This window comes from Novosphingobium profundi (genome assembly GCF_020524485.1).
Taxonomy (GTDB): domain Bacteria; phylum Pseudomonadota; class Alphaproteobacteria; order Sphingomonadales; family Sphingomonadaceae; genus Novosphingobium; species Novosphingobium profundi_A.
In genome coordinates this window covers 120,750-143,411 of the sequence record NZ_JAIVLF010000001.1, presented here as the reverse complement: position 1 = coordinate 143,411, position 22,662 = coordinate 120,750, and the positions used below count along the sequence as shown (strand labels likewise).

General features: G+C 67.1%; 21 protein-coding genes. 12 read left to right on the top strand and 9 right to left on the bottom strand.

What is annotated here, in order from left to right; genetic code table 11:
* Positions 1–80: 80 nt before the first annotated feature.
* Positions 81–1,793, bottom strand: a complete 1,713-nt coding sequence (locus LC060_RS00645) for an MFS transporter (RefSeq protein WP_226631892.1) — start codon at positions 1,791–1,793, stop codon at positions 81–83.
* A gap of 250 nt (positions 1,794–2,043) precedes the next feature.
* Between LC060_RS00645 and LC060_RS00640 the strand changes: the two genes are divergently transcribed.
* Both LC060_RS00640 and LC060_RS00635 read left to right on the top strand, forming a co-directional pair.
* Entirely contained in the window at positions 2,044–3,300 is a 1,257-nt protein-coding gene (locus LC060_RS00640) for an acetyl-CoA C-acetyltransferase (protein ID WP_226631891.1), read from the top strand.
* Complete coding sequence (locus LC060_RS00635) at positions 3,297–3,812, top strand: MarR family winged helix-turn-helix transcriptional regulator (RefSeq protein ID WP_226631890.1); 516 nt, start codon at positions 3,297–3,299, stop codon at positions 3,810–3,812. Before LC060_RS00640 ends, LC060_RS00635 begins: the two co-directional genes overlap by 4 nt.
* Positions 3,813–4,021: 209 nt before the next feature.
* Here LC060_RS00635 and LC060_RS00630 read toward each other — a convergent pair whose 3' ends face one another.
* Both LC060_RS00630 and LC060_RS00625 read right to left on the bottom strand, forming a co-directional pair.
* A complete protein-coding gene (locus tag LC060_RS00630) occupies positions 4,022–4,366 on the bottom strand; it encodes a hypothetical protein (RefSeq protein WP_144400861.1) in 345 nt (114 codons plus the stop codon).
* Positions 4,367–4,623: 257 nt separating this feature from the next.
* Entirely contained in the window at positions 4,624–5,418 is a 795-nt protein-coding gene (locus tag LC060_RS00625; protein ID WP_226633562.1) for an SDR family oxidoreductase, read from the bottom strand.
* A gap of 215 nt (positions 5,419–5,633) precedes the next feature.
* Here LC060_RS00625 and LC060_RS00620 point away from each other — a divergent pair, with 215 nt between their 5' ends.
* The 5 genes from LC060_RS00620 (at position 5,634) to LC060_RS00600 (ending at position 11,261) form a co-directional block, all read left to right on the top strand.
* Complete coding sequence (locus tag LC060_RS00620; protein WP_226631889.1) at positions 5,634–6,863, top strand: CaiB/BaiF CoA transferase family protein; 1,230 nt, start codon at positions 5,634–5,636, stop codon at positions 6,861–6,863.
* A gap of 69 nt (positions 6,864–6,932) precedes the next feature.
* A complete protein-coding gene (locus tag LC060_RS00615) occupies positions 6,933–7,220 on the top strand; it encodes a hypothetical protein (protein WP_226631888.1) in 288 nt (95 codons plus the stop codon).
* Positions 7,221–7,238: 18 nt separating this feature from the next.
* Positions 7,239–8,729: a class I adenylate-forming enzyme family protein gene (locus LC060_RS00610; RefSeq protein WP_226631887.1), complete on the top strand. Its 1,491-nt coding sequence runs from the start codon at positions 7,239–7,241 to the stop codon at positions 8,727–8,729.
* Between the two features lie 4 nt (positions 8,730–8,733).
* A complete protein-coding gene (locus LC060_RS00605; protein WP_226631886.1) occupies positions 8,734–9,816 on the top strand; it encodes a CoA transferase in 1,083 nt (360 codons plus the stop codon).
* Positions 9,810–11,261: an amidohydrolase family protein gene (locus tag LC060_RS00600; RefSeq protein WP_226631885.1), complete on the top strand. Its 1,452-nt coding sequence runs from the start codon at positions 9,810–9,812 to the stop codon at positions 11,259–11,261. Before LC060_RS00605 ends, LC060_RS00600 begins: the two co-directional genes overlap by 7 nt.
* On the opposite strand, the gene LC060_RS00595 is transcribed toward LC060_RS00600, so the two are convergent.
* Positions 11,181–12,146 (bottom strand): enoyl-CoA hydratase/isomerase family protein, encoded by a 966-nt coding sequence (locus LC060_RS00595; RefSeq protein WP_226631884.1) that lies wholly within the window; start codon positions 12,144–12,146, stop codon positions 11,181–11,183. The genes LC060_RS00600 and LC060_RS00595 overlap by 81 nt on opposite strands.
* 141 nt (positions 12,147–12,287) lie before the next feature.
* On the opposite strand from LC060_RS00595, the gene LC060_RS00590 reads away from it, so the two are divergent.
* Entirely contained in the window at positions 12,288–13,085 is a 798-nt protein-coding gene (locus tag LC060_RS00590) for a helix-turn-helix domain-containing protein (protein WP_226631883.1), read from the top strand.
* Positions 13,086–13,193: 108 nt separating this feature from the next.
* Here LC060_RS00590 and LC060_RS00585 read toward each other — a convergent pair whose 3' ends face one another.
* The 5 genes from LC060_RS00585 to LC060_RS00565 form a co-directional block, all read right to left on the bottom strand.
* The gene (locus LC060_RS00585) at positions 13,194–14,501 is read right to left on the bottom strand and encodes an amidohydrolase family protein (RefSeq protein ID WP_226631882.1); all 1,308 of its coding nucleotides are present in this window, start codon (positions 14,499–14,501) and stop codon (positions 13,194–13,196) included.
* 67 nt (positions 14,502–14,568) lie between these two features.
* A complete protein-coding gene (locus LC060_RS00580) occupies positions 14,569–15,264 on the bottom strand; it encodes a DUF2889 domain-containing protein (RefSeq protein ID WP_226631881.1) in 696 nt (231 codons plus the stop codon).
* Positions 15,264–16,427: a thiolase family protein gene (locus tag LC060_RS00575; protein WP_226631880.1), complete on the bottom strand. Its 1,164-nt coding sequence runs from the start codon at positions 16,425–16,427 to the stop codon at positions 15,264–15,266. The genes LC060_RS00580 and LC060_RS00575 overlap by 1 nt, the downstream gene beginning before the upstream one ends.
* Positions 16,427–16,837: a Zn-ribbon domain-containing OB-fold protein gene (locus tag LC060_RS00570; protein WP_226631879.1), complete on the bottom strand. Its 411-nt coding sequence runs from the start codon at positions 16,835–16,837 to the stop codon at positions 16,427–16,429. Before LC060_RS00570 ends, LC060_RS00575 begins: the two co-directional genes overlap by 1 nt.
* Positions 16,834–18,084 carry a cytochrome P450 gene (locus tag LC060_RS00565; RefSeq protein ID WP_226631878.1) on the bottom strand — a complete coding sequence of 417 codons (1,251 nt, stop codon included), beginning with the start codon at positions 18,082–18,084 and terminating at the stop codon, positions 16,834–16,836. The genes LC060_RS00570 and LC060_RS00565 overlap by 4 nt, the downstream gene beginning before the upstream one ends.
* 223 nt (positions 18,085–18,307) lie before the next feature.
* Here LC060_RS00565 and LC060_RS00560 point away from each other — a divergent pair, with 223 nt between their 5' ends.
* From LC060_RS00560 to LC060_RS00545, 4 genes are read left to right on the top strand one after another with little or no spacing between them, the layout of a single operon-like run.
* Complete coding sequence (locus LC060_RS00560) at positions 18,308–18,553, top strand: ferredoxin (RefSeq protein WP_226631877.1); 246 nt, start codon at positions 18,308–18,310, stop codon at positions 18,551–18,553.
* A 28-nt stretch (positions 18,554–18,581) separates the two neighbouring features.
* Complete coding sequence (locus LC060_RS00555; protein WP_226631876.1) at positions 18,582–19,403, top strand: coniferyl-alcohol dehydrogenase; 822 nt, start codon at positions 18,582–18,584, stop codon at positions 19,401–19,403.
* A gap of 3 nt (positions 19,404–19,406) precedes the next feature.
* Positions 19,407–21,611, top strand: a complete 2,205-nt coding sequence (locus LC060_RS00550) for an acyl-CoA dehydrogenase family protein (protein ID WP_226631875.1) — start codon at positions 19,407–19,409, stop codon at positions 21,609–21,611.
* A 28-nt stretch (positions 21,612–21,639) separates the two neighbouring features.
* Positions 21,640–22,446 carry an enoyl-CoA hydratase/isomerase family protein gene (locus LC060_RS00545; RefSeq protein ID WP_226631874.1) on the top strand — a complete coding sequence of 269 codons (807 nt, stop codon included), beginning with the start codon at positions 21,640–21,642 and terminating at the stop codon, positions 22,444–22,446.
* Positions 22,447–22,662 lie beyond the last annotated feature (216 nt).

The following is a 22,662-nucleotide window of genomic DNA, read 5'->3' as shown; positions in this document are numbered from 1 at the left end:
CCTCGCTCTTTTGTTATGATGTGCGAAGTATCATATCGAGACGAAGGCCCGTCAAGATCGGGGAAGCTACGAGGCGCGCCTCAGTAGCTGAAGGGGCGAGGCTGATCGGGGCCGGGGTCAGGCACCTCGGCGCGCCAGCGCACCGATCCGAAGGGCCGCATCAACCGCCGACGCAGCCGCGACCCATCGCGCAGCGTATTGAAAGTCTCGACCTTTTCCTGGAGATCGAGGTCGGCTTGGGTGAAGCGGTTGCGCATGTGCAGATAGTCACCCCAGGTCGGGCATTCGTAGCGCTCGATCCACAGCTGCGTGTCCGCGATATCGCGCGCCAGCGACCAGGCAAAGCCGCCGTTGCGCCGCCGCGCCTTGCCCACGTCCTGCATCAGGCGGAAGAACTCGCGCGCATTGGCAGGCTCCACCCGGTAGTCGATCTCGATCTCGACCGGCCCGGAGCGCGCGGTCAGCCCCAGCGCCACCTCGGGGCTCTTGCCCAGCGACACCGGCGCGCGGCGGTCCTCGCCCTCGTGCGCCATGGGCAGGACGAAGCCCAGCGCCACCGTCGCTGCCAGTGCCAGGCCCGAGACCAGCACCGTCGTCTGAAGGCCAAGCCCGTTGCTGATCGCGCCCCAACCGATCGAGCCCAGCGCGATCCCCCCCGTCACCGCCGAGGAATAAAGCGAGAGCGCGCGCGCCGTCACCCAGCGCGGGGCCGAAAGCTGGACAGCCACGTTGAGCATCGCAAGCACCATCATCGTCCCCATGCCCTGGAGTAGGAAGCACGGTGCCGCGACCCAGATCGAGCGGCTATAGGCAATGCCGACAAGCGCACCCGCGGTCACCAGCGTGCCGATCCGGATGGCGAGCTCAGGCCCCAGCCGCGCGCGCAGGGTCGCGGTCGAGAGCGAGCCCAGGATCGCACCGACACCGCCCGCGCCCAGGAGAACGCCATAGGACGCCGCGTCGCCCGCGAGCTGGTCGCGCGCGATCAGCGGGGCGAGCGCGGAGGCCGTCGCCACGCAAAAGCCGAATAGGAAAACACGCACGATGGCATTGCGCACCCCGCCTGCGTGCAATGCGAAGCGCATGCCCGAGACGAGCGCACGCCCCAGGCTTTCAGGTGGCAGGCGCGAGGCGGGTTGCTCGCGCTTCCAGAAATAGAAGGCAAGGAGGAAGGGAATGTACCCGATCGCATTGGCCCCGAAGGCCACGTGCGCGCCTGCGGCCAGCACCAGGAAGCCACCGATGGCAGGGCCAACCGAGCGCGCCAGGTTGAAGCTGACCGAACCCAGCGCCACCGCAGGAGGGAGCAGGCGGGGCGGGACCAGTTCGCTGATCGAGGCCTGCCAGGCCGGACCGAAGAGCGCAACGCCCGAGCCGATTGCGAAGATGAGGCCCAGCATGAGCCAGGGCGTGACCAGCCCCAGAAGCCCGCACAGCGCCATGACGCTGCCGCCAAGGCAGGCAAAGGCCAGGCCGCACATGGCCACGATGCGCCTGTCGAACATGTCCGCCAGTGCGCCTGCGGGCAGCGCCACCAGCATGAGCGGCAGCATGAGCGCGGTCTGCACTCCGGCCACCATGGCTGGAGAATCGGTAAGGCGGGTCATTTCCCAGGCCGCGGCCACGCCCAGGATCTGGTGGCCGAGATTGGAGCACACACTGCTCGACCAGATGCGCCGGAACGGCGCGACGGCCAGCGGCGCGAATGTCCCGGGCGGCGCTTCGGATTCGCGCGCGGTACCTGACGCGGTCCCGGGCGCTGTCCCCTGCACGTCCTTCGCGTCCTCAGCCATCACCTCTGCCCCGTTCCTAGCTCGCCCATCCCTGGTGCGCATTCTCGTTTCATCCCGCGATGATCCGGCCCCGTGCCTGACAGGTCCAGCCATATTCGACGCGCCATCGCCCCGGCGGAGATATGGCCCGCACACGCGCCCGAGCCTTGGCCTATCCCGCCTGCGGTGCCAGACCAAGATGCACGCGCACGCAGTCCGTCCAGCGGAACAGCGCGTGGCAGGGACCGCCAGTTGCCAGGGGAGAGCTTGCATGGCCGAGGCCTACATCATCGACGCGGTGCGTACGCCGCGCGCCATCGGAAAGACCGGCAAGGGCGCCTATTCGGGCCTGCACCCCCAGCACATCGCCCGCACGGTGCTCGCCGCGATCCGCGCGCGCAACGGCCTCGACACCGCGACCATCAACGACGTGATCTGGGGCACCAGCGCGCAGATGGGCCTGCAGGGCGGCGATCTTGGCCGCATGGCCGCGCTCGATGCGGGCTACGATGTGACGGTCAGCGGCGTCACGCTCGACCGCTTCTGCGCCTCGGGCCTCACCGCCACCAGCCTTGCGGCAGGCCAGATCATGGCGGGCCTGGAAGACTGCGTGGTTGCCGGGGGCAGCGAAATGATGAGCCATGTCGTCGACTACGGCACGATGCTGCGCGAGAAGAAGGTGCATATTGCCGGGGGCCTTGGCACCAACAACCCCTCGCTCGATGCCCGCCATCCCCAGACCAACCAGGGCGTTGCGGCCGATGCCATTGCCGCGATGGAAGGGATCTCGCGCGCCGAGCTCGACGCCTTCGGGCTCGAAAGCCAGCGCCGCGCGGCACAGGCCATCGCACAAGGGCGCTTCGAGGGCTCGCTCGCCTTCGTGACCGACGCAGACGGAAAGGTCCTGCTCGACCACGAGGAATATCCCCGCCCCCAGACCACCGCCGAGGGCCTCGCCGAGCTGAAACCCGCCTTTGCCATGTTCTACGATCTGCCCGCCACGCGCGAGGGCACGAGCTTTGCCGGCCAGATCCGCAGGCGCTATCCCGATCTCGAGTTCACGGCCGTCCACCATGTCGGCACATCCTCGGGCGTGGTCGACGGGGCCGCCGCGCTGCTCCTAGCCTCGCCCGGATACGCCAAGGCGCACGGCCTCGCCCCGCGAGCCCGCGTGGTGACGGCCATCAACATCGGCGATGACCCTACGCTCATGCTGAACGGGCCGGTCCCCGCCGCGCGCAAGGCGCTTGCCCGCGCCCGGCTCACCCCGGACGACATCGACGTGTGGGAAGTGAACGAGGCCTTCGCGGTCGTCGTCGAGAAATTCATCCGCGATCTTGGCCTTGCGCGCGAGAAGGTGAACCCCAATGGCGGCGCCATCGCGCTGGGCCACCCCATTGGGGCCACGGGCGCGGTCCTCATCGGCACCGCGCTCGACGAACTGGAACGCACCGGCGGGCGCTACGCCCTAGTCACGATGTGCGCGGCTGGCGGCATGGCCCCCGCGATCATCATCGAAAGGGTGTGAGCGGCCCGCTGCCCCACGCGGCCTCGGCCACCTGCCCGGGCCTCCCCGATACGTCCGGGACGGACAGCGGCAAGGCCGCGCCCGACACGCTCAAGCGCGACGTGGCGCTCAAGATGGCGATCGTCTCGCGGCTCATGCGCAAGCACTTCGACGAGGCGATTGCCGAACTGGGCGTCACCCGCTCACAATGGACGGTCATTGCCGTCGTCTCCTCCCGCCCCGGCGCCACGCAAAGGGTCATCGCCGAGACACTGGAAATCTCGGAGGTCTCCGCCGGGCGCCTCGTCGACCGGCTGATCGCCGAGGGCATGGTCGAACGCAAACGCAAGCACGACGACCGCCGCGCCCACGCCATCTACCTGACGCCCAAGGGGCAGGAACTGACCGGCACGCTGAGCGATGTCGCGACGCTCAGCGAAGAGGCCACTTTCGCCGGCCTCTCCGACGAGCAGTTGCGGCAGGTCAATGCCACGCTCGAGGCGATCTCGGCGAACCTCGGGAACGTCCAGTAGCAAGTCGGAAAGAGGAGCAGTTCTTAAGGACCATCGCCCTCGGGCTCCCCTAACTGTCGAGCAGACCTTTCGCACGCCGCCTTGGCTCAACCTGGAGAGATCGCCGTTTTGGGCATCGGCACGAAAAAGGGGCTGCCGAAGGATCGGCAGCCCATATCCGCCTGTGCGGATCCTCGGGGGCGTCAACAAGGCCCCACGGGAGAAGATTCTTAACGGCCGGACACGACCTGCGAGCGGCTGAGCGTGGTGGCGAGCTTGCCGTCCTTTTCGATCAGCGTCTCGGCAGGAACGATGTGGCTCTGGCCGTTGATGACGACCTGCGCATCGCCGTTCTCGCGCACGCGGAAGACCTGGCCGATACGCTTGCCGTCGCTGTAGATCATCGAGCCCTTGCGCGCCTCGACCGCCGGAGCCTGGGCCTGCGTGCCCTGGGCGACCTGCACGATTGCGGCAGCGCTGGTGGTGGCCTCTTCCTGGGACGTGGCGGCCTGCGCGCTGAGCGGCAGGAACGCAGCGGCGGCGCAGAGCGATGCGAGCATCTTGGTGTTCATCATGGGCCTCACTTTGGTTTGGACCTGCTGGTCCGCGTTGGGATTTGGTATTGGGATCTGTCTGGGGCCTCACCCCGAAAAGCTAAGCAAGGTTAGTATTAAGTGAGGGGAAATGTCAACCTAGCTTAGTATTTCTTTGTGCAACTGCGAATGCACTTTTTGCAATATGTGCCTGCAGGCGCAGACCTGACACCACGCCCGCAGCACGCAATCTTCTGAAATGGAGTCGCAAATCTATCGCCTGAGCCTCGCCGAACAAGTCAGCGCGGCGGCATCCGAATCGCGCCGTCGATGCGAAATCCTTGCGCATTGAGGTAGCTGTTTCCGGCAATCTCGACGACGAGACTGGCAAATTCCTCGGGGCGGCCCAGCCGCTTGGGGAAAGGAACAGACGCGTTGAGAGCGTCCCACATCTTGGCGTTGAAGTCCTTGAAGCGCAGCATCGGAGGCGTCGCGAAGATCCCCGGCATGATCGAATTGACCCGGATCCCCAGGTCCATGAGATCGCGCGCCATGGGCAGGACAAGTCCGTTCACCCCCGCCTTGAGAGAGCCATAGGCGACCTGCCCGACCTGCCCGTCCTGCGCGGCCGCGCTGGAGGTGAGGATGATCGCACCGCGCTCGCCGTCCTCGCCGAGCGGGTCGCTTGCCGCCATGCCCAGCGCCGAAATCGAGGCCACGCGGTAGCTCGCAACCAGGATACCCTCGGCCGAAAAAGCATAGTCCTCGGTGCTGAGGCGCTTCCAGGCGCCGGTTTCCTTGTCCCGGCTCACCGTCTTGCCACCCTTGGCGACCATCGCGCAGTGGACCAGCACGCGCTCCTGCCCGTGCGCGGCGCGCGCGGCGGCGAAGCCCGCCTCCACGCTGTCCTCGTCGAGGATGTCGACCTTGTGGAAGGTTCCCCCGATGGACGCGGCGACTTCAGCGCCCGCCTCTTCGTTGAGGTCGAAGATCGCTACCTTCACGCCCCTGGCCGCGAGCGCCTCCGCGCTTGCCCGGCCAAGTCCCGAAGCGCCGCCCGTCACGATCGCACTCGTCGCGCTGCCCAGTTCCATCTGCTGCTCTCCCACGTCCGGATGTTGCCTTTGCCGCCCTGCTTGCGGAGACCACCGTGTGAAATCCACCGGATCGGCGGAATATCGCCACGGCGCGCGTGCCAGCCTGCGCTATCGTTGGAGCGATGATCGCGCTTCGCAGCCCCCCGAAAGGGTGACGCTGCGCCGCCACGGCCTTATCCCTGAAGCCAAGACAGAAACGGGGAGACGTGCAGATGGCGAGAGTCATGGAAGGTGTGAGAGTGCTCGAGGTGGCACAGTTCACGTTCGTCCCCGCGGCAGGGGCCGTCCTCGCCGACTGGGGGGCCGACGTCATTAAGATCGAGCATCCCGTGCGCGGCGACACGCAGCGCGGCTTCCTCAACATGGGCGGCGTGACTCTCGATCCGCAACGCCACACCCTGTTCGAGCATCCCAACCGCGGCAAGCGCTCGGTCGGCGTCGACTTCACCACGCCCGAGGGCCAGGAAGTGCTCTACGAACTGGCACAGCACTGCGACGTGTTCCTGACCAACTACCTTCCCAAGCACCGCCGCAAGTACAATTTCGATGTCGAGCACATCCGCCGGGCCAACCCCAAGATCATCTACGCGCGCGGCAGCGCCTGGGGCGACAAGGGCCCCGAACGCGAACTGGGTGGTTTCGATGGCACCGCCTTCTGGAGCCGCAGCGGCATTGCCGACTGCATGACGCCCACCGAAATGGACGGCCCGCTCAGCCAGGGCATCCAGGCCTTCGGCGATTCGATCGGGGGCATGTTCATCGCAGGCGGCATTTCCGCCGCGCTGTTCCACCGCGAACGCACGGGCGAAGCCAAGGAGCTCGACGTCTCGCTGCTTTCGACCGCGACCTGGGCGGCGGGCGCCAACATGGCCCAGGCCCTCGAAACCGGGATCATCACCCGCAACCCGATGCCCAGCTCCGGCGGCAACGCACGCAATCCCTTCATGGGCAATTTCCGCACGAGCGACGGGCGCACGATCAACTTGTGCATGGTAAGCCCGACCGGTCTGATCGAGGACACCTTCGCCCACGTTGGCCGCCCCGAGGCGGCACAGGACCCACGTTTTGCCGATCCCCTGAGCCTCATCACGAACGCCGCGGCGGCGAGCGCGATCCTCGTCGAAGCCTTCGCCGCTCAGCCCTTCGCCTACTGGCGCGAACACCTGCGCACGATGAAGGGCCAGTGGGCGCCGATCCTCAACCTTCTCGAGCTTGCCGAAGAGGAACAGGTCCAGGCCAACGACCACATTCTCGAAGTGGAGGCCGCCGACGGCAGCGACAAGCCGCTCAAGCTCTCGCGCAGCCCGGTCGAGTGGGACTACGAGGCGATCACCACCACGCGCTCCCCCCAGGCCAGCGAGCACACCGAACTGGTGCTGATGGAACTGGGCCTGGAATGGGACCGCATCGAACAGTTGAAGGCGACAGGCGCCATCGCCTGATCTCCGCCCCCCCCCCCCCGACGCCGGGCCGCCAGCGGCCTTGCGCAGCAAGCACGACAGGAACGAGCCATGAAACCCGGAACCCGCCTCAAGAGCGCGACCTGCGACACCGAAGTGATGGTCATCCGTGCCGGACAAGGCACCATCGAGTGCGGCGGCGCCCCCATGGCCGAGGACAAGCAGAGCGCGGGCGAGCCTGCGGCCGACCATGCCCAGGGCACGCTCATCGGCAAGCGCTACGTCGATGCCGAGGCCACTTTCGAACTGCTTTGCGTAAAGCCGGGCAAGGGCTCGCTCGCGGTCGACGGCACCCCGCTCGTCACCAAGGATGCGAAGCCTCTTCCGGCCTCGGACTGAACGAAAGGCCCCCGCGCGATGAACATCGCCCTCTTCCTCGAGATGGCCGCGCAGGCCGCTCCCGAACGCACCGCGCTCGTGTGCGATGGCGCACGCTTCACTTACGCCGAGCTCTTCGCCGCCGCGCAAGGCGCGGCGAGCACGATCCGCCAGTCGGGCGCGGACTATGTCGCCCTGCTCGACGAATCGAGCGAGGCCGCCGTGCTCGCGCTGTTCGGCGCGGCCCTGGCGGGCGTGCCCTATGTTCCGCTCAACTATCGCCTCGCCGATCCCGACCTTGCCGCGTTGCTCACCCGGATCACGCCCTGCCTGCTGGTGGGCGATGCCGCGCGGGCCGGGATGCTTTGCGAAGACCCTGCCAATACCCTGCTGGAGCGCGCGGATTTCGTGACAAGGGCGCGCGCCGCGCCGCGCCTGGAAGAAGCTGATCCGGGTCTGGGCGTTGCCGTCCAGCTTTTCACCAGCGGCACGACCGGAGCGCCCAAGGCCGCGATCCTGCGCCACACCAACCTGTCAAGCTACGTGATCGGCACGGTCGAATTCGGCTCGGCCGAGGAGGACATGGCCCGGCTCGTCACCGTCCCGCCCTACCACATCGCCGGGATTGCCGCGCTCCTGACCTCGATCTACGCGCAATGCCGGATCGTGCTCCTGCCCGCCTTCACCCCCGAGGGCTGGCTCGATCTCGTGGCGAAGGAGAAGGTCACCCACGCCTTCGTCGTGCCGACCATGCTGGCCCGCGTTGTCGAGGCCATCCGCGCAGGCACGCCAGCCGATGTGTCCTCGCTGCGCGCCCTCTCCTATGGCGGTGGCAAGATGCCGCGCGAACTCATCGAGGACGCCCTCGATCTCTTTCCCGAGACCGCGTTCACCAACGCATATGGCCTCACCGAAACGAGTTCGACCATCGCGCTGCTTGGTCCCGAAGACCACCGCGCGGCGAAGGCCTCCCAAGACCCCAAGGTGCGCGCCCGACTCGCCTCGGTCGGTCGCCCGCTTCCCACTATCGAGCTGGAAATCCGCGACGAGGACGGCACGGTTCTGGGCCCCAACCAGGCGGGCGAGATCTTCGTGCGCGGTGAACAGGTTTCGGGCGAGTACAAGGAACGCTCCGCGCTCACCGCCGATGGCTGGTTCCCGACACGCGATGCGGGCTACCTCGACGAGGAGGGCTACCTCTTCCTCTCGGGCCGCGCGGACGATGTGATCGTACGCGGCGGCGAGAACATCTCACCCGGCGAGATCGAGGACGTCCTGCTCACCCACCCCGCGATTGCCGATGCTTGCGCAACCGGCGTTCCCAGCCTCGAATGGGGCGAAGCGGTCGGGATCGCCATTGTCACCGCGCCCGATTGCGACTGCCCGCCCCATGACGAGCTGTGCCAGCTGGTGCGCGCCCGATTGCGCTCCAGCCGCGTGCCCGAGCGCACGCTGGTGGTCGACACCCTCCCCTACAACGAGATGGGCAAGCTCCTGCGCCGCGAGGTGAAGGGCTGGTTCGGCGCGTGACGCCGTGAGCGCGCCCGCCATCCCACTGACGCGCTGGGCGCAGGGGCAACTCGATGCCCTTGCCGCGATGGCCCCGGGCGCGGCACTTCCCGAGGCCGGAGCCCTGCTCGCCGAACGTGCAATGCTCCATGGCCTGACGGTGCCGGGAGACGTATCCTGCCGGGGCGGCTGCCGCTTTCATCGCACCCGCGATGGCTGGGTGGCACTCAATCTGGCGCGGCCCGGCGACCGCGAGTTGCTGCCTGCGCTCTTCCACACCGACGCGCCCGTCGATCTTGCCTCCGGCTTCGCGCCGCTGGACGAGGCCGAGGCGGTCGCACGCGGGCGCCTCCTGGGCATGGCCATCGCGGGCCTTTGCGAGCGCCCCGCCTCCCCCGCGCTTGCGACCAGCGCGCAAGGCCCGAACCGACCGGCACCTCATCGCCCACCCCGCGTGCTCGACCTCTCCGCGCTCTGGGCCGGTCCCCTTGCCTCGCGCCTCCTGCGCCTGTGCGGCGGCGAGGTCGTGCGCGTCGAAAGCCGGGGCCGCGAGGACCGCCTGCGCGACACCGATCCCCGCCACTTCCACCGCCTCGCCGAGGACAAGCGCAGCGTCGCGCTCGATCTGCGCACCGCTGCGGGCCGCGCGCGGCTCGCCCAGCTGATTGCACAGGCCGACATCGTGATCGAGGCCGCCCGCCCGCGCGCACTGCGCCAGCTCGGCTTCGACGCCGACGCGTGCGTGCACGCGCAGCCCGGACTCGTCTGGCTGACCATTACCGGGCACGGCATTGCGGGCGAGGCGGCCAACTGGGTGGGCTTTGGCGACGACACCAGCGTCGCCGGGGGATTATCGGCACGGCTGCACGCGGAAACGGGCGAAATCGGCTTCGTCGGCGATGCCATCGCCGATCCGCTCACCGGCATTTTCGCTGCCCGTGCCGCCCTCGAACACTATCGCACCGGACACGGCGCCCGCCTCATCGTCGCCATGAGCGGCCTTGTCGGCGAGGCCGTGGCTCGCGACCCGCACCTTTCTCAAGACCTTACGGCCTGGAATGCGCGGCGCGGCCATCCGGTTCTTGCGCCGGAGGCTGTCCCATGCTGATCCGGGATGCGCAGATCGCCTCGGGCTCGATCGATGGCCCGCGCGCCGATATACGCATCGCAGAAGGCCGGATTGCGGCCATCGGCGCCCTTTCTCCCCGGCCTGGCGAGTCCATTCTCGAGGCGAAGGGCGGCGCGCTCCTGCCTGGCCTGCACGACCATCACATTCACCTTGCCGCAAGTGCCGCCGCCGTCCACTCGGTCCCTTGCGGCCCTCCCGAAGTGAACGACACCGCAGCCCTGCAACACGTACTTCGCGCCGCGCCGGGCTCCGACTGGCTACGCGGCACCGGCTACCACGAGGCGGTTGCGGGCATGCTCTCGCGCCACCAGCTCGACGCATGGCTGCCGAACCGTCCGGTTCGTATCCAGCACCGGACCGGGCGCATGTGGTTCCTCAACAGCGCCGCGCTTGCACAGCTCCTGGAGCGCGCCGCCCCGCCCCCGGGGCTGGAGCGCATCGACGGCAACTGGACGGGACGCCTCTTCGACGAAGACTCCTGGCTTCGCACCACCCTTGCCGCCAGCCCCCCCGACCTCGCCGCGCTGGGCGCGCGTTTGACGGCGGGGGGCATCACCGGCGTGACCGACATGTCGCCCGCCAACGCGCGCGACACCGTGGCCTGGCTACACGCCGCACGCTCGGCCGGCTTTGCCCCTGCGATCATGGTCGCGGGAACGCCGGGCCTGAGCGATCTCTCTCTTCCGACGGGACTGACACTGGGCCCGGTCAAGCTCCACCTCCACGAGAACGCCCTGCCCGATCTGGATGTGGTGACGGATACGGCACGGTCCGCCCACGCCCGTGGTCGGGCGGTCGCGATCCACTGCACCACCGAAGTCGAACTGGTCTTCGCACTCGCCCTCCTGCGCAGTGCTGGCCCGCACCCCGGCGATCGCATCGAGCACGCCGGGATCGCGCCTGATCCGCTCATCGCGCAGATTGCCGAGCTGGGCCTCCAGGTGGTGAGCCAGCCCGCCTTCATTGCCGAGCGGGGCGACCGTTACCGTGCCGACGTTCCCGCGTCCGACTGGCCACATCTCTACCGCCTGCGCGCCTTTCACGAGGCAGGCGTGACGCTCGCGGCGGGAAGCGATGCCCCCTATGGCACGCTCGATCCCTGGGCCGCCATACGTGCGGCCTGCACCCGGCGAACCCGGGCAGGCAAAGTCCTCGGCCCGAACGAATGCCTCTCTCCCGAAAAGGCGCTTGACCTGTTCCTGGCCGATCCGTCCAACCTTGCGCGCAGGCGTCGCATTACCGTAGGGGCGCCGGCTGACCTGTGCCTGCTTGATCGCCCCTGGCAAGCGGCCCGCAAGGTCCTGGACACCGCCATGGTCCGCGCCACCCTGATTGCCGGACGGCTAGTCCACGAGCGTGTCGACACACGAGTCGACAAGGCCCCAGGCCAGCGCCGTCTCCACGCCGATGCGGCGGCCGGATAGGACCATGAGCGCAGTGCGCTGACGGCCGATCCGGCGCGACAGCGACACGCATCCGCCCGCCCCCGGCAGCAGTCCCATCGCCAGTTCCGGCAAGTGGAAGACCGCGTCCCGGCGCGCCTCGATGCGCCCGAAGGCGGCAAGCTCCAGCGACGCGCCCACGCACAGCCCCTGCACCCGACTGACCAGCCGCTCGCCGCAGCGCACGGCCGCCAGAGCAGGCAGCGTCTGCATCCGGATGGCGTGGGCCTGGGCCGGATCGCGCGTGGTCCCGAACTCGGTCAGCTCCGCCCCTACCCCGAACGTGCGTCCCGCACCCCGCAGCTCGACGCGGACGATGGTGGGATCGAGAACCGCCAGGTCCAGCGCCTCGCGAAGGGCATCGCGCAGCGCGGCATCAATGGCGTTGTGGGTCCCGGGCCGGTCCATTTCCAGGTGCAGCACATCGCCCTTGCGCGTGACGTGGAGCCGTCCTGCCGGAACATCTTTTGGCGCGGCGCGTCGTTGGGCCAGCCACTGCGCATGCTCATCCCCACCCTGCAAGGTCGCGTAGGCCAGCGACTCGGCCACCAACGCGCGGTCGGGGTCCATGCCCTCGATCAGGCGCAGGAGCTGAACGAGGATAGCCGCCGCCAACGGGCGCGCACGGATCGCGGCGATAAGCCCCTCCAGGCGTATCGGTGGTTCAACGAGGCAATCGAGCTGCGCGGCAAGTGGATGGCGCGAATCACCCAGGCCAATCACCGGACACGGCGGCAATGACAGTCGTTTACACGCCGGATCGAACGGGTCGATCCGATCAAGATCGAGCACAACGAGTGAGCCTTGAACCGCCTCAGCCCCCTCGCCGAGCGCGGCGACGTCAAAATTGTAATCCCTATGAGCCACGCTGAACCCTAGCTCTTCCGCCATTTTCGATCCACTCTTCCGATCACGGCACGCCACAAAAACGATATGGTGTCATTTTTGTTGACTTCACCCGCCAGCAAGTCAACACTGCTGTTCAATAAGAGAGTTGAGGAGAGAGATATGCTGGCACAATCATCAAATAAGGCGAAGATCGCGCGTCGTGTTGTCGAAGTCCTGCAGTTCTTCGACGAGGCCCATCCGCATGCGACCGTGATGGATATCGTGCGGCGCTATGACCGGCCGCAGTCGAGCACCTCGGAACTGCTTTCGAGCCTCGTCGAACTGGGCATTCTCTACAAGGACGGGCAGAATCGTTCCTATCGCCCGACGCCGCGCGCCGCGATGCTGGGCGGCTCGACGCAGGCTCCGATCATCCGCGATGGCCGCCTCACCGTGCTGCTCGACCGCCTGCAGGCGCAATCGGGCCTGACCGTCGCGCTGTTCGGCCTCGTCGGCGTGGAAGCGCAAGTCTTCAATTGCCGCTCGGCCGGCAACCGCCGTGTCGGCATGTTCTGCGAAAGCTTCAACGGCGGCCAGACCGAGCGCCTGACCGACAGCGCCGTGGGCCGGCTGCTGCTCTCCACCCTCTCGCGTCCGCGCCGCGAGGGCATCGTGCGCCGCCTCAACGCCGAAGCGCAAGGCCAGCATATCCCCTATGCCGACATGCTCACCCTGCTCGACCAGTACGAGCGCAAGGGCATGGTCGTAGGCGAGGCGGGCTTTGGCATCGAGGCCGAGATCTGCGCCGCGCTGCTTCCGGCCTACGCGGTGGACCAGCCCATGGCCATCGGCTTCGTCTACCGCCCCTCAGCCAATATCGACGTCGAAGCACTGGGCGGCATGCTCAAGGACGCGATCAACCAGGCGGTGGAGCGCGAGGACAACCATTCGGTCACCCCGCTCGTCGCGGCGGCCTGACCCTTCCATTTCAACAGTCCCAACGAGAAGGGGCCGGGTTGCAAGACCCGGCCCCTTTTTCATGGCCTGTGCAGCCGATGTGAAAGAAGGCGCCCGAGGCGCTCTCCTTCAGGCGCTCTCCTTCTTGCGGCGGTCATGCTGCGAGAACATGCGCATGAGATCGCCCGAGGTGATCGGACGCGTTGTGCCCTCTTCCACCGGGCGATCCCCGCCCGAGCTCTTGGGCGCGGTATCGACACCGGCGTCCTCGGCCCGCTGGCGCAGCGCACCCACTGTGAGGTCCTCCTTGCGGCCGAGGTCGAAGAGCGGGAAGTTGAACCAGCGCATCGCGTTCTGGTGCGTGATCTTGTCGATCTGCGCATCGGTCAAATGCCGCAGCGACTTGTAGAGATGCTCGGGCACCTCGGGCCAGAGCGTGTCGGAATGCGGGTAATCGGTCTCGTAGGCGATATTGTCCTCGCCAATGTACTCGATGTTCTGCAGGCCGAACTGGTCATCAATGAAGCAGTTGAGGAAGTGGCGCTTGAACATCTCGCTGGGCTTCAGGTCCTGGAACACCGAATTGGTCCAGGCCTTGTGCCGCCAGTTGGAAAAGTCAGAGCGTTCCAGGAAATAGGGCACCCAGCCGATCCCGCCCTCGGACAGCGCGATGCGCAGGCTGGGGTACTTGTGCAGGGCCTGCAGCTGAAGCCAGTCCGCCGCGCCATAGGCAATCGACATCGGCATGGTCGTGATCCAGGCCTCGATCGGGGTTTCCTCCGAGGCGTGGGGCGCCGGATTGCCCGCACCGATATGGCAGCAGATGGTGAGGTCGGTGTCGACGATTGCCTTCCAGAACGGCTCCCAGTATGCGTTATGGATGCTGGGCAGGCCCTGGACGGTGGGCGCATCGCTGACCGAAACGGCCTTGAAGCCCTTCTTCGCGAGGCGATGGATCTCCTCGACGCAGGCGTCCATGTTCCAGGTCGGCAGGATGCCGCAGGGAATGAAGCGGGCCGGGTAGGCATCGCACCACTCGTCCTTGTGCCAGTCGTTGTAGGCGCGCAAGTGCACCAGCGCGCGGTCCTTGTCCTTGGCGCGGTGGAGGCGCCCGCCGGCAAAGTCGAACACGCTGCCGAAATTGACCGAGGCCGCGATGCCGTTGACGTCCATGTCGCCGACGCGCGCGTGGACATCGTAGACGCCTTCACGCAGCTGCTCGAGCGCGGTCGGCTCCATCCCGTATTCGTTCATCGGTCGCCCGACCACGGCGTTGAGCCCCACCGAGGGAAGGTACATCCCCTGGTACTCCCAGGCTGCCTTGCCGTTCACATCGGTCACGAAGCGCGGCGCGTCCTCCAGGTCCTTGGCCGACAGGTGATTCTTGAACATGTCGGGCGGTTCGCTGATGTGATCGTCGACGCTGATCAACACCATGTCATTCATTTCCATGACCATCTCTCCAGCACGTATTTATGGTTTCGTCGCAGTCTAGCGCGCACCCTCAGGGAAGCCCATCGAGCGGCCCATGGATCGCGGTGGTGAAATCGTGAATCCCGCTGACGCGCACGGCATATTCGCGCTGTCCGGGTTGAAAGGTGTGGCAGTTGGGCGGGATACGCGTGGCATCCGACTGCTTTTCCATCGGGATCTGCCGTCCGTGCGAAATCACTGCGACACCGCGCAGGAGCCGCGCCATTTCCTCGTCCGCAGAAGAAAGCGAGGCGATCCAGGGCCCCATTTCCTTGTAGCCCAGCCCGGCTATCGCGGCAGGTGCCAGGAAGCGCTTGTCCTTTTCGATCCAGGCCATCCGCACCTCGCCGTTTCGGGCAATGTCCATGGGACGCACGCCTTCGACCGGGTCCTCGACACGCAGGTCATAGCGGGTGGGTGCCGCGTCGTGGGCATGGGCCGCCGCCAGCACGGCGATGTCGAAAAGGTGGGTGCAATTCTGCTTCTTCGCGCCGACACCCGCTGCGATATCGAGCGCGGCGCCGGTAAAGGTTTCGGCCAGCGCCAAGACCGCTCCCGGACAGGTTGACCAGGGTGCCCGGATCATCTCGCCCACAACATGGGTGATGACCTCCCCATCGTGGTCGAGAGTGACCTTCATATGATGTAGGTCGTCCTCGACCAACGCGGTGACCTGCCCCGGCTCAGGCCGGATCACGATGGCACGGTGAAAGGCCGGACGCACCATCAGCTCTCGCGCGTCAGCAGCAGGGCGGCTGCCATCGGCCCGCCCCCGCTCGTCGCCACCGCGACGCGGGGGCTGCCCGGCACCTGGCGCGCGCCGCCTTCCCCGCGCAGCTGCACCACGCTTTCATGCGCGAACCCAAAACCGTGGAGGCGCCCCGCCCCCAGCTGCCCACCGCCCGTGTTGAGCGGCAGTTCGCCATCGAGCGCAATGCGCGTGCCGCCTTCGATGAAGCGGTGTCCCTCGCCGATCCCGCACACGCCCAGGCCTTCAAGCCAGGTGATCGGGTGGAACGCGAAACCATCGTAGAACTGCGCGACATCGATATCCTCGGGGCCATAGTCGCAGTGCTCCCAGAGCGCCTTGCCGGTGGGATAGGAGCCCGGCCACTCGGCCTGGTCCCAGCTGTAGCGTTCGACCGAACCGGCGCTCGCCGCAATGCGGATCGGGGTGGCCGTGACCTCGTCCAGCGCTTCGCCCGCCGAGACGATGACGACCGTCGAGGCGTCGGTGAAACGGTCGCAGTCGTAGAGGCAGAACGGCGAGGAGATCATGCGCGCGGAGAAATACTTCTCCGCGCTCAGCGGCTCCTTCACGAGCGCACGCGGGTTGCGCGCAGCGTTGCGGTGGGCGTTGAGAGCGACCTCGCTCAGCTGCTCGCGCGTCATGCCATAGCGGGCCATGTGGCGTGTCGCGTACTGCGCCACCCAGGTCGCCGCCGAGATCGCGAAGAACGGGGCCGTCCACTGCGAGGCGCCGGTCAGTTCGGTTCGGCGCGGCGGGGGGTAGTCTGTCGGGTTAGCCATCGCGGCGGCCTCGTAGACCGTGCGGAAGCACAGCACGTGGCGCGCACGGCCGGCCTTCACTGCCATGGCCGCCGCCGAGATCGCGCCCAGCTGCGCGGTCATCTCGGCCCCGCCCAGGTGCCAGCGGGTGGAAAGGCCCAGCGCCTCGATCACATCGTCGGACGAAACCGGCGAGAAGCCGAGGAAGCTTGGCATCTTGCCGGGATAGGTCGCGACACCATCGATCTGCTCCGGCTTGAGTCCCGCATCCGCCAGCGCCTCACGCACCGCATCGAGCGTCAGGAGCAGCGGGTGGCGTGCAAGCCGGACGCCAACCTCGGACATGCCGACCCCGGTGATATAGGCTTCGCCGCGCGCCATCAGGCGTCCTTCTCGAACAGCGGGAAGAAGATACCGTCCTCCTCCTCGAACGTGACATGCACCGCGTCGCCCACGGCAACGTCCTCGACCGGGCAGCCCACGATATTGGTGGTGACGTAGATCGCGGGCTCCTCTTCCAGCGCCACGCGGGCGATCACGAAAGGCACCGCCAGGCCCGGCATCCAGGGCTGGTGGTTGACCGTGAAGCTGTCGACGGTGCCGCGCCCCGAAACGGGCTGGGGCACCACGCTCTCGCTCCAGCAGGCACGGCACACCGGCTGCGGGGGATGGAGCCACTGCCCGCAATCACCGCAGCGGCAGATCATAAGCTTGCCTTCGCCTCCGCCGGTCCAGAACGCGCGGTTATCGCGGTCCAGACGCGGGCGGGGCCGGGGAACACCGAAGCTCATGCGTCCCAGACGAGGTGGATCTGGTCGGGGCCGATCACGTTGCCGCCATGGAACGTCACAGGCTTTGCCGGATCGATCCGGAATTCGGGCAGCGCCTTCAGCATTTCCTCGTAGAGGACCTGGAGTTCGATGCGCGCGAGGTGCGAGCCCAGGCACCGGTGCGGCCCGGTGCCAAAGGCGATGTGCGCCTTGTTCTCACGCGCCAGATCGTAGGCCTCGGGCGAGGGAAACTCCTTGGGGTCGAGATCGGCCGAGGGCAGGAACATGAGCACCATCTCCCCCTTCTTCATCGCGATCCCCTCGAACTCGGCATCCTTGTGGACGAAGCGCGGAGGGACGGTGAAGGTGTAGCGGCGCAGGATCTCGTCGGCGGCCTCGGGCACCAGCGCCATGTCGGCGCGCAGACGGGCCTGAAGATCGGGGTTCATGGCGAGGTGGCGCACGCCCAGCCCCATCCCGTTCATCACCGTGTCGAGCCCGGCGACGAAGAGCATGACGGCGTAGTTCTCGATATCGTGGAGCGTGGCCGGACGCCCGTCGAACTCGGACTGCCAGAGCATCGAGAGCACGTCGCCCTGCGGCTCGTCCCGGCGCGCGAGAATCGTCTCGCGCATGACGTCGGCCACTTCGCGCAGGCGCTGCTGCACCGCGGCCGGGTTCATGTCGGTCGCATGGAGGTGCTGCGAGACAAGGTCGCGGTATTCGCGCTGCTTGTCCTGGGGCATGCCGAAGATGTCGAGGAAAATCGTGGTCGGCAGCGGCTCGCCGATCTCGGACATGAATTCACAGTGGCCCTTGTCTTTGACCTTGGCGACCAGTTCGGCGGCAAGCGCGCGGATGCGGTCCTTCAAGGCCAGCATGTTCTTGGGACTGAACGTCTTGTTGAGCGGCTTGCGATAGGTCTCGTGGACCGGCGGATCGACCGTGATCGGCAGCGGGATCAGAGACTTCTTCTCATCGGGTAGCGTCGCGTTGTGGGCCGCAATCATCTCGTAGGGAACCGGCCCGTTGCTGAAGATCTCGGGGCTGCGCTGCGCGCTGTAGACCGCCGCATGGCTGGCCACGATCCAGTGCCCGCCCTGGCGCGGGGTCCAGAAGACCGGCGGTGCCTCGCGCGCGATCTGCGCAATGCGCGCATGACCTTCGCTGAGAAGGCCCGGGTCGTAGTGAAAGTCGAAATCGTAGACCAGTGCGTCGGGGACATGGTCGGGCTTGGCGACAGCTGGGCTGACCGGATGCGATGCCATCGAAACTCTCCGCAAAGTGCAGTGTAAACCTGTTTGCCCGTCATGTTGCATGGCATGCTGGGAATTTCAGCACGGCCCCGCCCGATACCGCCCGCGCGATTGCCCTTGCAGGAATCCCCACTTGCCCGCCTTCTCCCGCGCCTATCGTGCGAGCGATGAGGCGTCCCGTACCGTTGATCGCCCAGGGGTCTTGCGGTCTAGCTGAAGGCTGGAAGAGGAGACCATGGCTGCCATGAAAGTGCGGATCAGGAAGGGCGAATGTGTCGGGAACGCGCGCTGCCAGGCGATCGCGCCGGCGCTCTACCCGCTCGATGAGGAAGGCTACATCGACACCGAGGGTTTTGTCGTCTCTGCGGGAGACGAAAAGGCCGCGCTCAACGGCGCACGAGCCTGTCCGGAACGCATCATCTTCGTTCTCGAGGACGACGACGGCACCGAGCGCCAGGTCTGGCCCCCGGTCAAATCCTGATTCCCCAGCGCAAGAGAGGATAGAAAGAATGAGCGATTTCCTGGACTATGCGGGCAAGCGCGTAGTGGTCTCGGGCTGCTTCTCCGGCATGGGGCATGCAACGGCCAAGCTGCTGCTCGATCTCGGCGCCGAGGTGCACGGGCTGGACTTCAAGGCCTGCGACCTGCCGCTCGCCAGCTTCCACACCGTGGACCTGCGCGATGCCGCCTCGATCGAAGCCGCCGCCAACACCCTGGAAGGGCCGATCGATGCGTTGTTCAACTGCGCAGGGCTGCCCACCTCGTTCCCGCCGCTGGACATCATGAAGGTGAACTTCATCGGCCTTCGCCACCTGACCGAACAGCTCCTGCCCAAGATGCAGGCGGGCAGCGCCATCGCCAACATCGCTTCGACCGGGGGCCTGGGCTGGAGCCGGCGCATTCCCGACAACATGGGCTTTGTGACGACAAAGGGCTGGGACGCCGCGCTCGCATGGTGCGAGACCAACGCCGAAACGGTTGCGGAAGGCTATGCCTTCTCCAAGGAAAACGTGATCGTGTGGACCCAGTTCATGGGCGCGCAGCTCATCAAGCAGGGCATCCGCATCAACTGCACCCTGCCCAGCCCGACCCAGACCCCGATGATGAAGACCTTCCACGAGGCCTCGGGCAAGGACGTCGTCGACGCCGCCGCCGAACCGATGGGCCGCTACTCGACGCCCGAGGAGCAGGCAGGCGGGCTCGTCCTTCTGAACTCCGCGCTGGCCTCGATCGTCAACGGCGTGGTCCTGCCCGTCGACGGCGGCTTCATGGGGGCGCTCGCCACCGGCCAGATCGACATGTCCAAGCTCATGGGCAAGCGGCAGGGATAGGCCATGAACTTCGAGATCACCGCCGAACAGGAGATGATGCGCGAGAGCTTCGCGCGATTGTTCGATGACCGCCTGACACCCGAACGGCTGCGCGCCAACGAACAGGCCGGCTTCGACGCCGCGCTGTGGAGCGAGATGGCCGAACTGGGCGCCTTCCTCCTGCGTGTCCCCGAAACCCGCGACGGACTGGGTTTGGGCACCTTCGATGCTGCGGTGCTGATGGAGGAAGTGGGCCGTACCCTGCCCTCCGGCCCCATCGCCGAGACGCTGCTCGCCGCACGCCTCATCGCAATGCTGGGAGATAGCGACTTCGACGAAGTTCTCGCCGCGGTGGTGGCAGGCGAACGTGTCGCCTCGCTCGCACTGCGCAATGTGGGCACGGCACCCCGGCAGTTCGTCCCCTGCGGCGAACACGCCGAACTGGTGGTCGCCCGCTGCAACGATACCATCATGCTCTACGAAGTGCCCGAGACGGCCCGCAAGGGCGAGGCAAACCTCGCCGGTGATGGCCTGTGCGAGATCGATTTCGCGCAAGGCCGTCCACGCGTTCTTGGCAAGGGCAAGGAGGCTCTTGCCCTCTTTGCGGCGACGCTCGAAGAGTGGAAGCTCCTTACCGCCGCCGCGCTCGCCGGGCTCGGCCGCAAGGCGGTGCAGATGGCGGCTGACTATGCGTGTGAGCGCAAGCAGTTCGGCCAGCCCATCGGCCAGTTCCAGGCGATCAGCCACCCGCTGGCCGACAACCTGTGCGAGGTCGATGGCACGCGCCTGCTCACCTGGCGCGCGATCCGCGCACTGGCCGATGGCGCGCCGAACGCGGCCGCGCTGGTCTCCCTGGCGCTGTGGTGGGGCGCGGATGCCGCCGCGAGGGCCGTCAGCCAGGCGATCCAGACCTTCGGCGGCTATGGCCTCACCACCGAATACGACATCTACCTCTACGCCCTGCGCGCCAAGTCCTGGCCGCTGGTGCTGGGCGATCCCGCGCAGCTTCTGATCGAGGCGGGCGAACGTCTCTACGGTGAGGTGCCCCCGCCGCGACCCGACGTCGGCGACCTCCCCATCGAGTTCGACATCGGCGAGGAGGCACGCGCCATGATCGCCGAGATCGACGCCTTCATGGACGCCAGCGTCACGCCCGAGATGCGCGCGAAGTTCCATTACAGCTGGGAAGGCTGGGTGCCCGAGCTCCACAAGAAGATGGCCGAAGCGGGCCTGCTCTTCCTTTCCAGCCCGGAACTGGGCGGGCGCGGTGTGGGGCCCTATGCGCGCGCGGCTTCGCGCCGCGCGCTGGAAAAGCACGGCTATTCCAACCCTGCGGCGGGCGTCGCGGAAATGGTCGGCCTGATGATTTCGCGCGCCGGTTCGCAGGAGCTGAAGGACGAGGTGCTCACCCGCATCGTCGCGGGCGATGCCATCGCCAGCCTGGGCTACTCCGAACCCGGTTCCGGCTCGGACGTCTTCGCCGCGCAGACCCGCGCCACGCGCGACGGCGATGGCTGGCGGATCGAGGGCACCAAGATGTTCACCAGCGGCGCCAACCTCGCCGACTACGTGCTCATGCTCACGCGCACCAACACCGAGGTTGCCAAGCACAAGGGCCTGACAATGTTCATCGTGCCCCTGAAGGCGCCGGGCATCACGATCCAGCCCGTGCACACCTTCCAGGACGAGCGCACCAACATCACCTTCTACGACAACGTCTACGTTCCCGACAGCTGGCGCCTGGGCGAAGTTGACGGAGGCGTGCGCACGATGAGCCTGGCCCTTGAACTGGAGCACGGCGGCGGCTTTGCCAACGCCATGTTCGCCAACCTCGAAGCCGCCGAGGAGTTGTGCCGTGCCATTCCCAACGGCAACGGACGCCTGATCGAGAAACCGCAGGTCCGCGCCCGCCTCGCCCGCGCGCTGGCCGCGATGCTCGTCTCGGAACTGTTCGAGCACCGCGCAGGGTGGGCATCGGTCGAGAAGAAGCCCAACCTTGCCTACGGCCCGATGGCCAAGATGTTCTCCTCCGAGCGCTTCATGGACGACGCGCGCGACCTCCTGGACCTGACCGCCCCGCTCTCGCTGACCAAGCGTGAGGGCGCGGCGCAGCTCATCAACCAGAGCTACCGCCATGCCCACGGCACGCGCATCTACGGCGGCACCAGCCAGGTCCACCGCTCGATGATCGCCGAGCGTGCGCTAGGCATGCCCCGGACACGCGCCTGATGTCCCGACGGAACCGGAGATTTCCCGCATGAGCGAGGACGCCCCCCACCTCCTGAGCGAAGTCATCGACGGTGTTCTCGTCGTGACCCTGAACCGGCCCGACAAGCTCAACGCCCTGTCGGCCCAGACCATGGCGCTGTTCGACGAGGCCGTCGCCCGCCTGCGCGACGATCCGGACCTGCGGGTCCTGCTGATCCGCGCGCGCGGGCGCTATTTCTGCTCGGGCGCAGACCTGCGCAGCGGGGCGCCCTCGGCCCAGGCCCGCAGCGCCGGCGCAATCCGAGAGAACCACCGCACCGGCCTGTTCGGCATGCAGCGCATCTACGACGAGATGGAGCATATCGAGAAGCCGATCGTCTGCGCCATCCACGCCCCCTGCGTCGGCGGCGGCCTGGAGATGGCGCTTTCCTGCGACTTTCGCCTGGCCGCCCAGAGCGCCGAGTTCGCTTTCCCCGAAGGCATCTTCGGCGTGCTCCCCGCCTCGAACGGGGTCAGCCGCCTGACCCGCATCTGCGGCCCCCACTGGGCGCGCTGGCTGGTCATGGCCAATCGCAAGGCCGATGCCAACAAGGCCCATGTCATGGGGCTCGTCCACGACGTGCTCCCCGACGAGGGGTTCGAGGAGGCCGCCCTCGATTTCTGCCGCCACCTGACCAAGAACAGCGCCGAGCAGATGGGCGCTGCCAAGATCGCGATCGAGATGGCCGCCGAAGTGGGCCGCGACACCGCCCGCCAGGTCGAACGCATGGCCAACAGCGCGCTCATGCTGAACCCGGACTACCTCGCCCGGATCGAGGCCTACGTCGCCAGCCTGGGTAGCAAGAAGGCGGACTGAAGAAGAAGGACAGTTCAGAGGGCCATTGCCCTCGGGCTCCCGGAACGGGCGAGCGCAGCGCGTTCAATCAATATTCCGTCCATAGCGTAAGGCCGGTCAGATAAAGGGGGCTTTGTCCCCAATTACAGGGCCACGCAACCTCGCCATTCATACGCAAAATAGCCGCGCGAACTGCCCCAGCCAGGTTTTGGGAGCCCGAGGGCAATGGCCCTCGGA

Bases quoted from the DNA above. Each gene is read 5' to 3' on its own strand.
- LC060_RS00560 (WP_226631877.1), top strand. From the start codon at position 18,308: ATGGCTGCCATGAAAGTGCGGATCAGGAAGGGCGAATGTGTCGGGAAC.
- LC060_RS00615 (WP_226631888.1), top strand. From the start codon at position 6,933: ATGAAACCCGGAACCCGCCTCAAGAGCGCGACCTGCGACACCGAAGTG.
- LC060_RS00585 (WP_226631882.1), bottom strand. From the start codon at position 14,501: ATGGTGTTGATCAGCGTCGACGATCACATCAGCGAACCGCCCGACATG.
- LC060_RS00620 (WP_226631889.1), top strand. From the start codon at position 5,634: ATGGCGAGAGTCATGGAAGGTGTGAGAGTGCTCGAGGTGGCACAGTTC.
- LC060_RS00570 (WP_226631879.1), bottom strand. From the start codon at position 16,837: ATGAGCTTCGGTGTTCCCCGGCCCCGCCCGCGTCTGGACCGCGATAAC.
- LC060_RS00610 (WP_226631887.1), top strand. From the start codon at position 7,239: ATGAACATCGCCCTCTTCCTCGAGATGGCCGCGCAGGCCGCTCCCGAA.
- LC060_RS00630 (WP_144400861.1), bottom strand. From the start codon at position 4,366: ATGATGAACACCAAGATGCTCGCATCGCTCTGCGCCGCCGCTGCGTTC.
- LC060_RS00580 (WP_226631881.1), bottom strand. From the start codon at position 15,264: ATGGTGCGTCCGGCCTTTCACCGTGCCATCGTGATCCGGCCTGAGCCG.
- LC060_RS00640 (WP_226631891.1), top strand. From the start codon at position 2,044: ATGGCCGAGGCCTACATCATCGACGCGGTGCGTACGCCGCGCGCCATC.
- LC060_RS00625 (WP_226633562.1), bottom strand. From the start codon at position 5,418: ATGGAACTGGGCAGCGCGACGAGTGCGATCGTGACGGGCGGCGCTTCG.
- LC060_RS00645 (WP_226631892.1), bottom strand. From the start codon at position 1,793: ATGGCTGAGGACGCGAAGGACGTGCAGGGGACAGCGCCCGGGACCGCG.
- LC060_RS00555 (WP_226631876.1), top strand. From the start codon at position 18,582: ATGAGCGATTTCCTGGACTATGCGGGCAAGCGCGTAGTGGTCTCGGGC.
- LC060_RS00550 (WP_226631875.1), top strand. From the start codon at position 19,407: ATGAACTTCGAGATCACCGCCGAACAGGAGATGATGCGCGAGAGCTTC.
- LC060_RS00600 (WP_226631885.1), top strand. From the start codon at position 9,810: ATGCTGATCCGGGATGCGCAGATCGCCTCGGGCTCGATCGATGGCCCG.
- LC060_RS00590 (WP_226631883.1), top strand. From the start codon at position 12,288: ATGCTGGCACAATCATCAAATAAGGCGAAGATCGCGCGTCGTGTTGTC.
- LC060_RS00575 (WP_226631880.1), bottom strand. From the start codon at position 16,427: ATGGCGCGCGGCGAAGCCTATATCACCGGGGTCGGCATGTCCGAGGTT.
- LC060_RS00545 (WP_226631874.1), top strand. From the start codon at position 21,640: ATGAGCGAGGACGCCCCCCACCTCCTGAGCGAAGTCATCGACGGTGTT.
- LC060_RS00565 (WP_226631878.1), bottom strand. From the start codon at position 18,084: ATGGCATCGCATCCGGTCAGCCCAGCTGTCGCCAAGCCCGACCATGTC.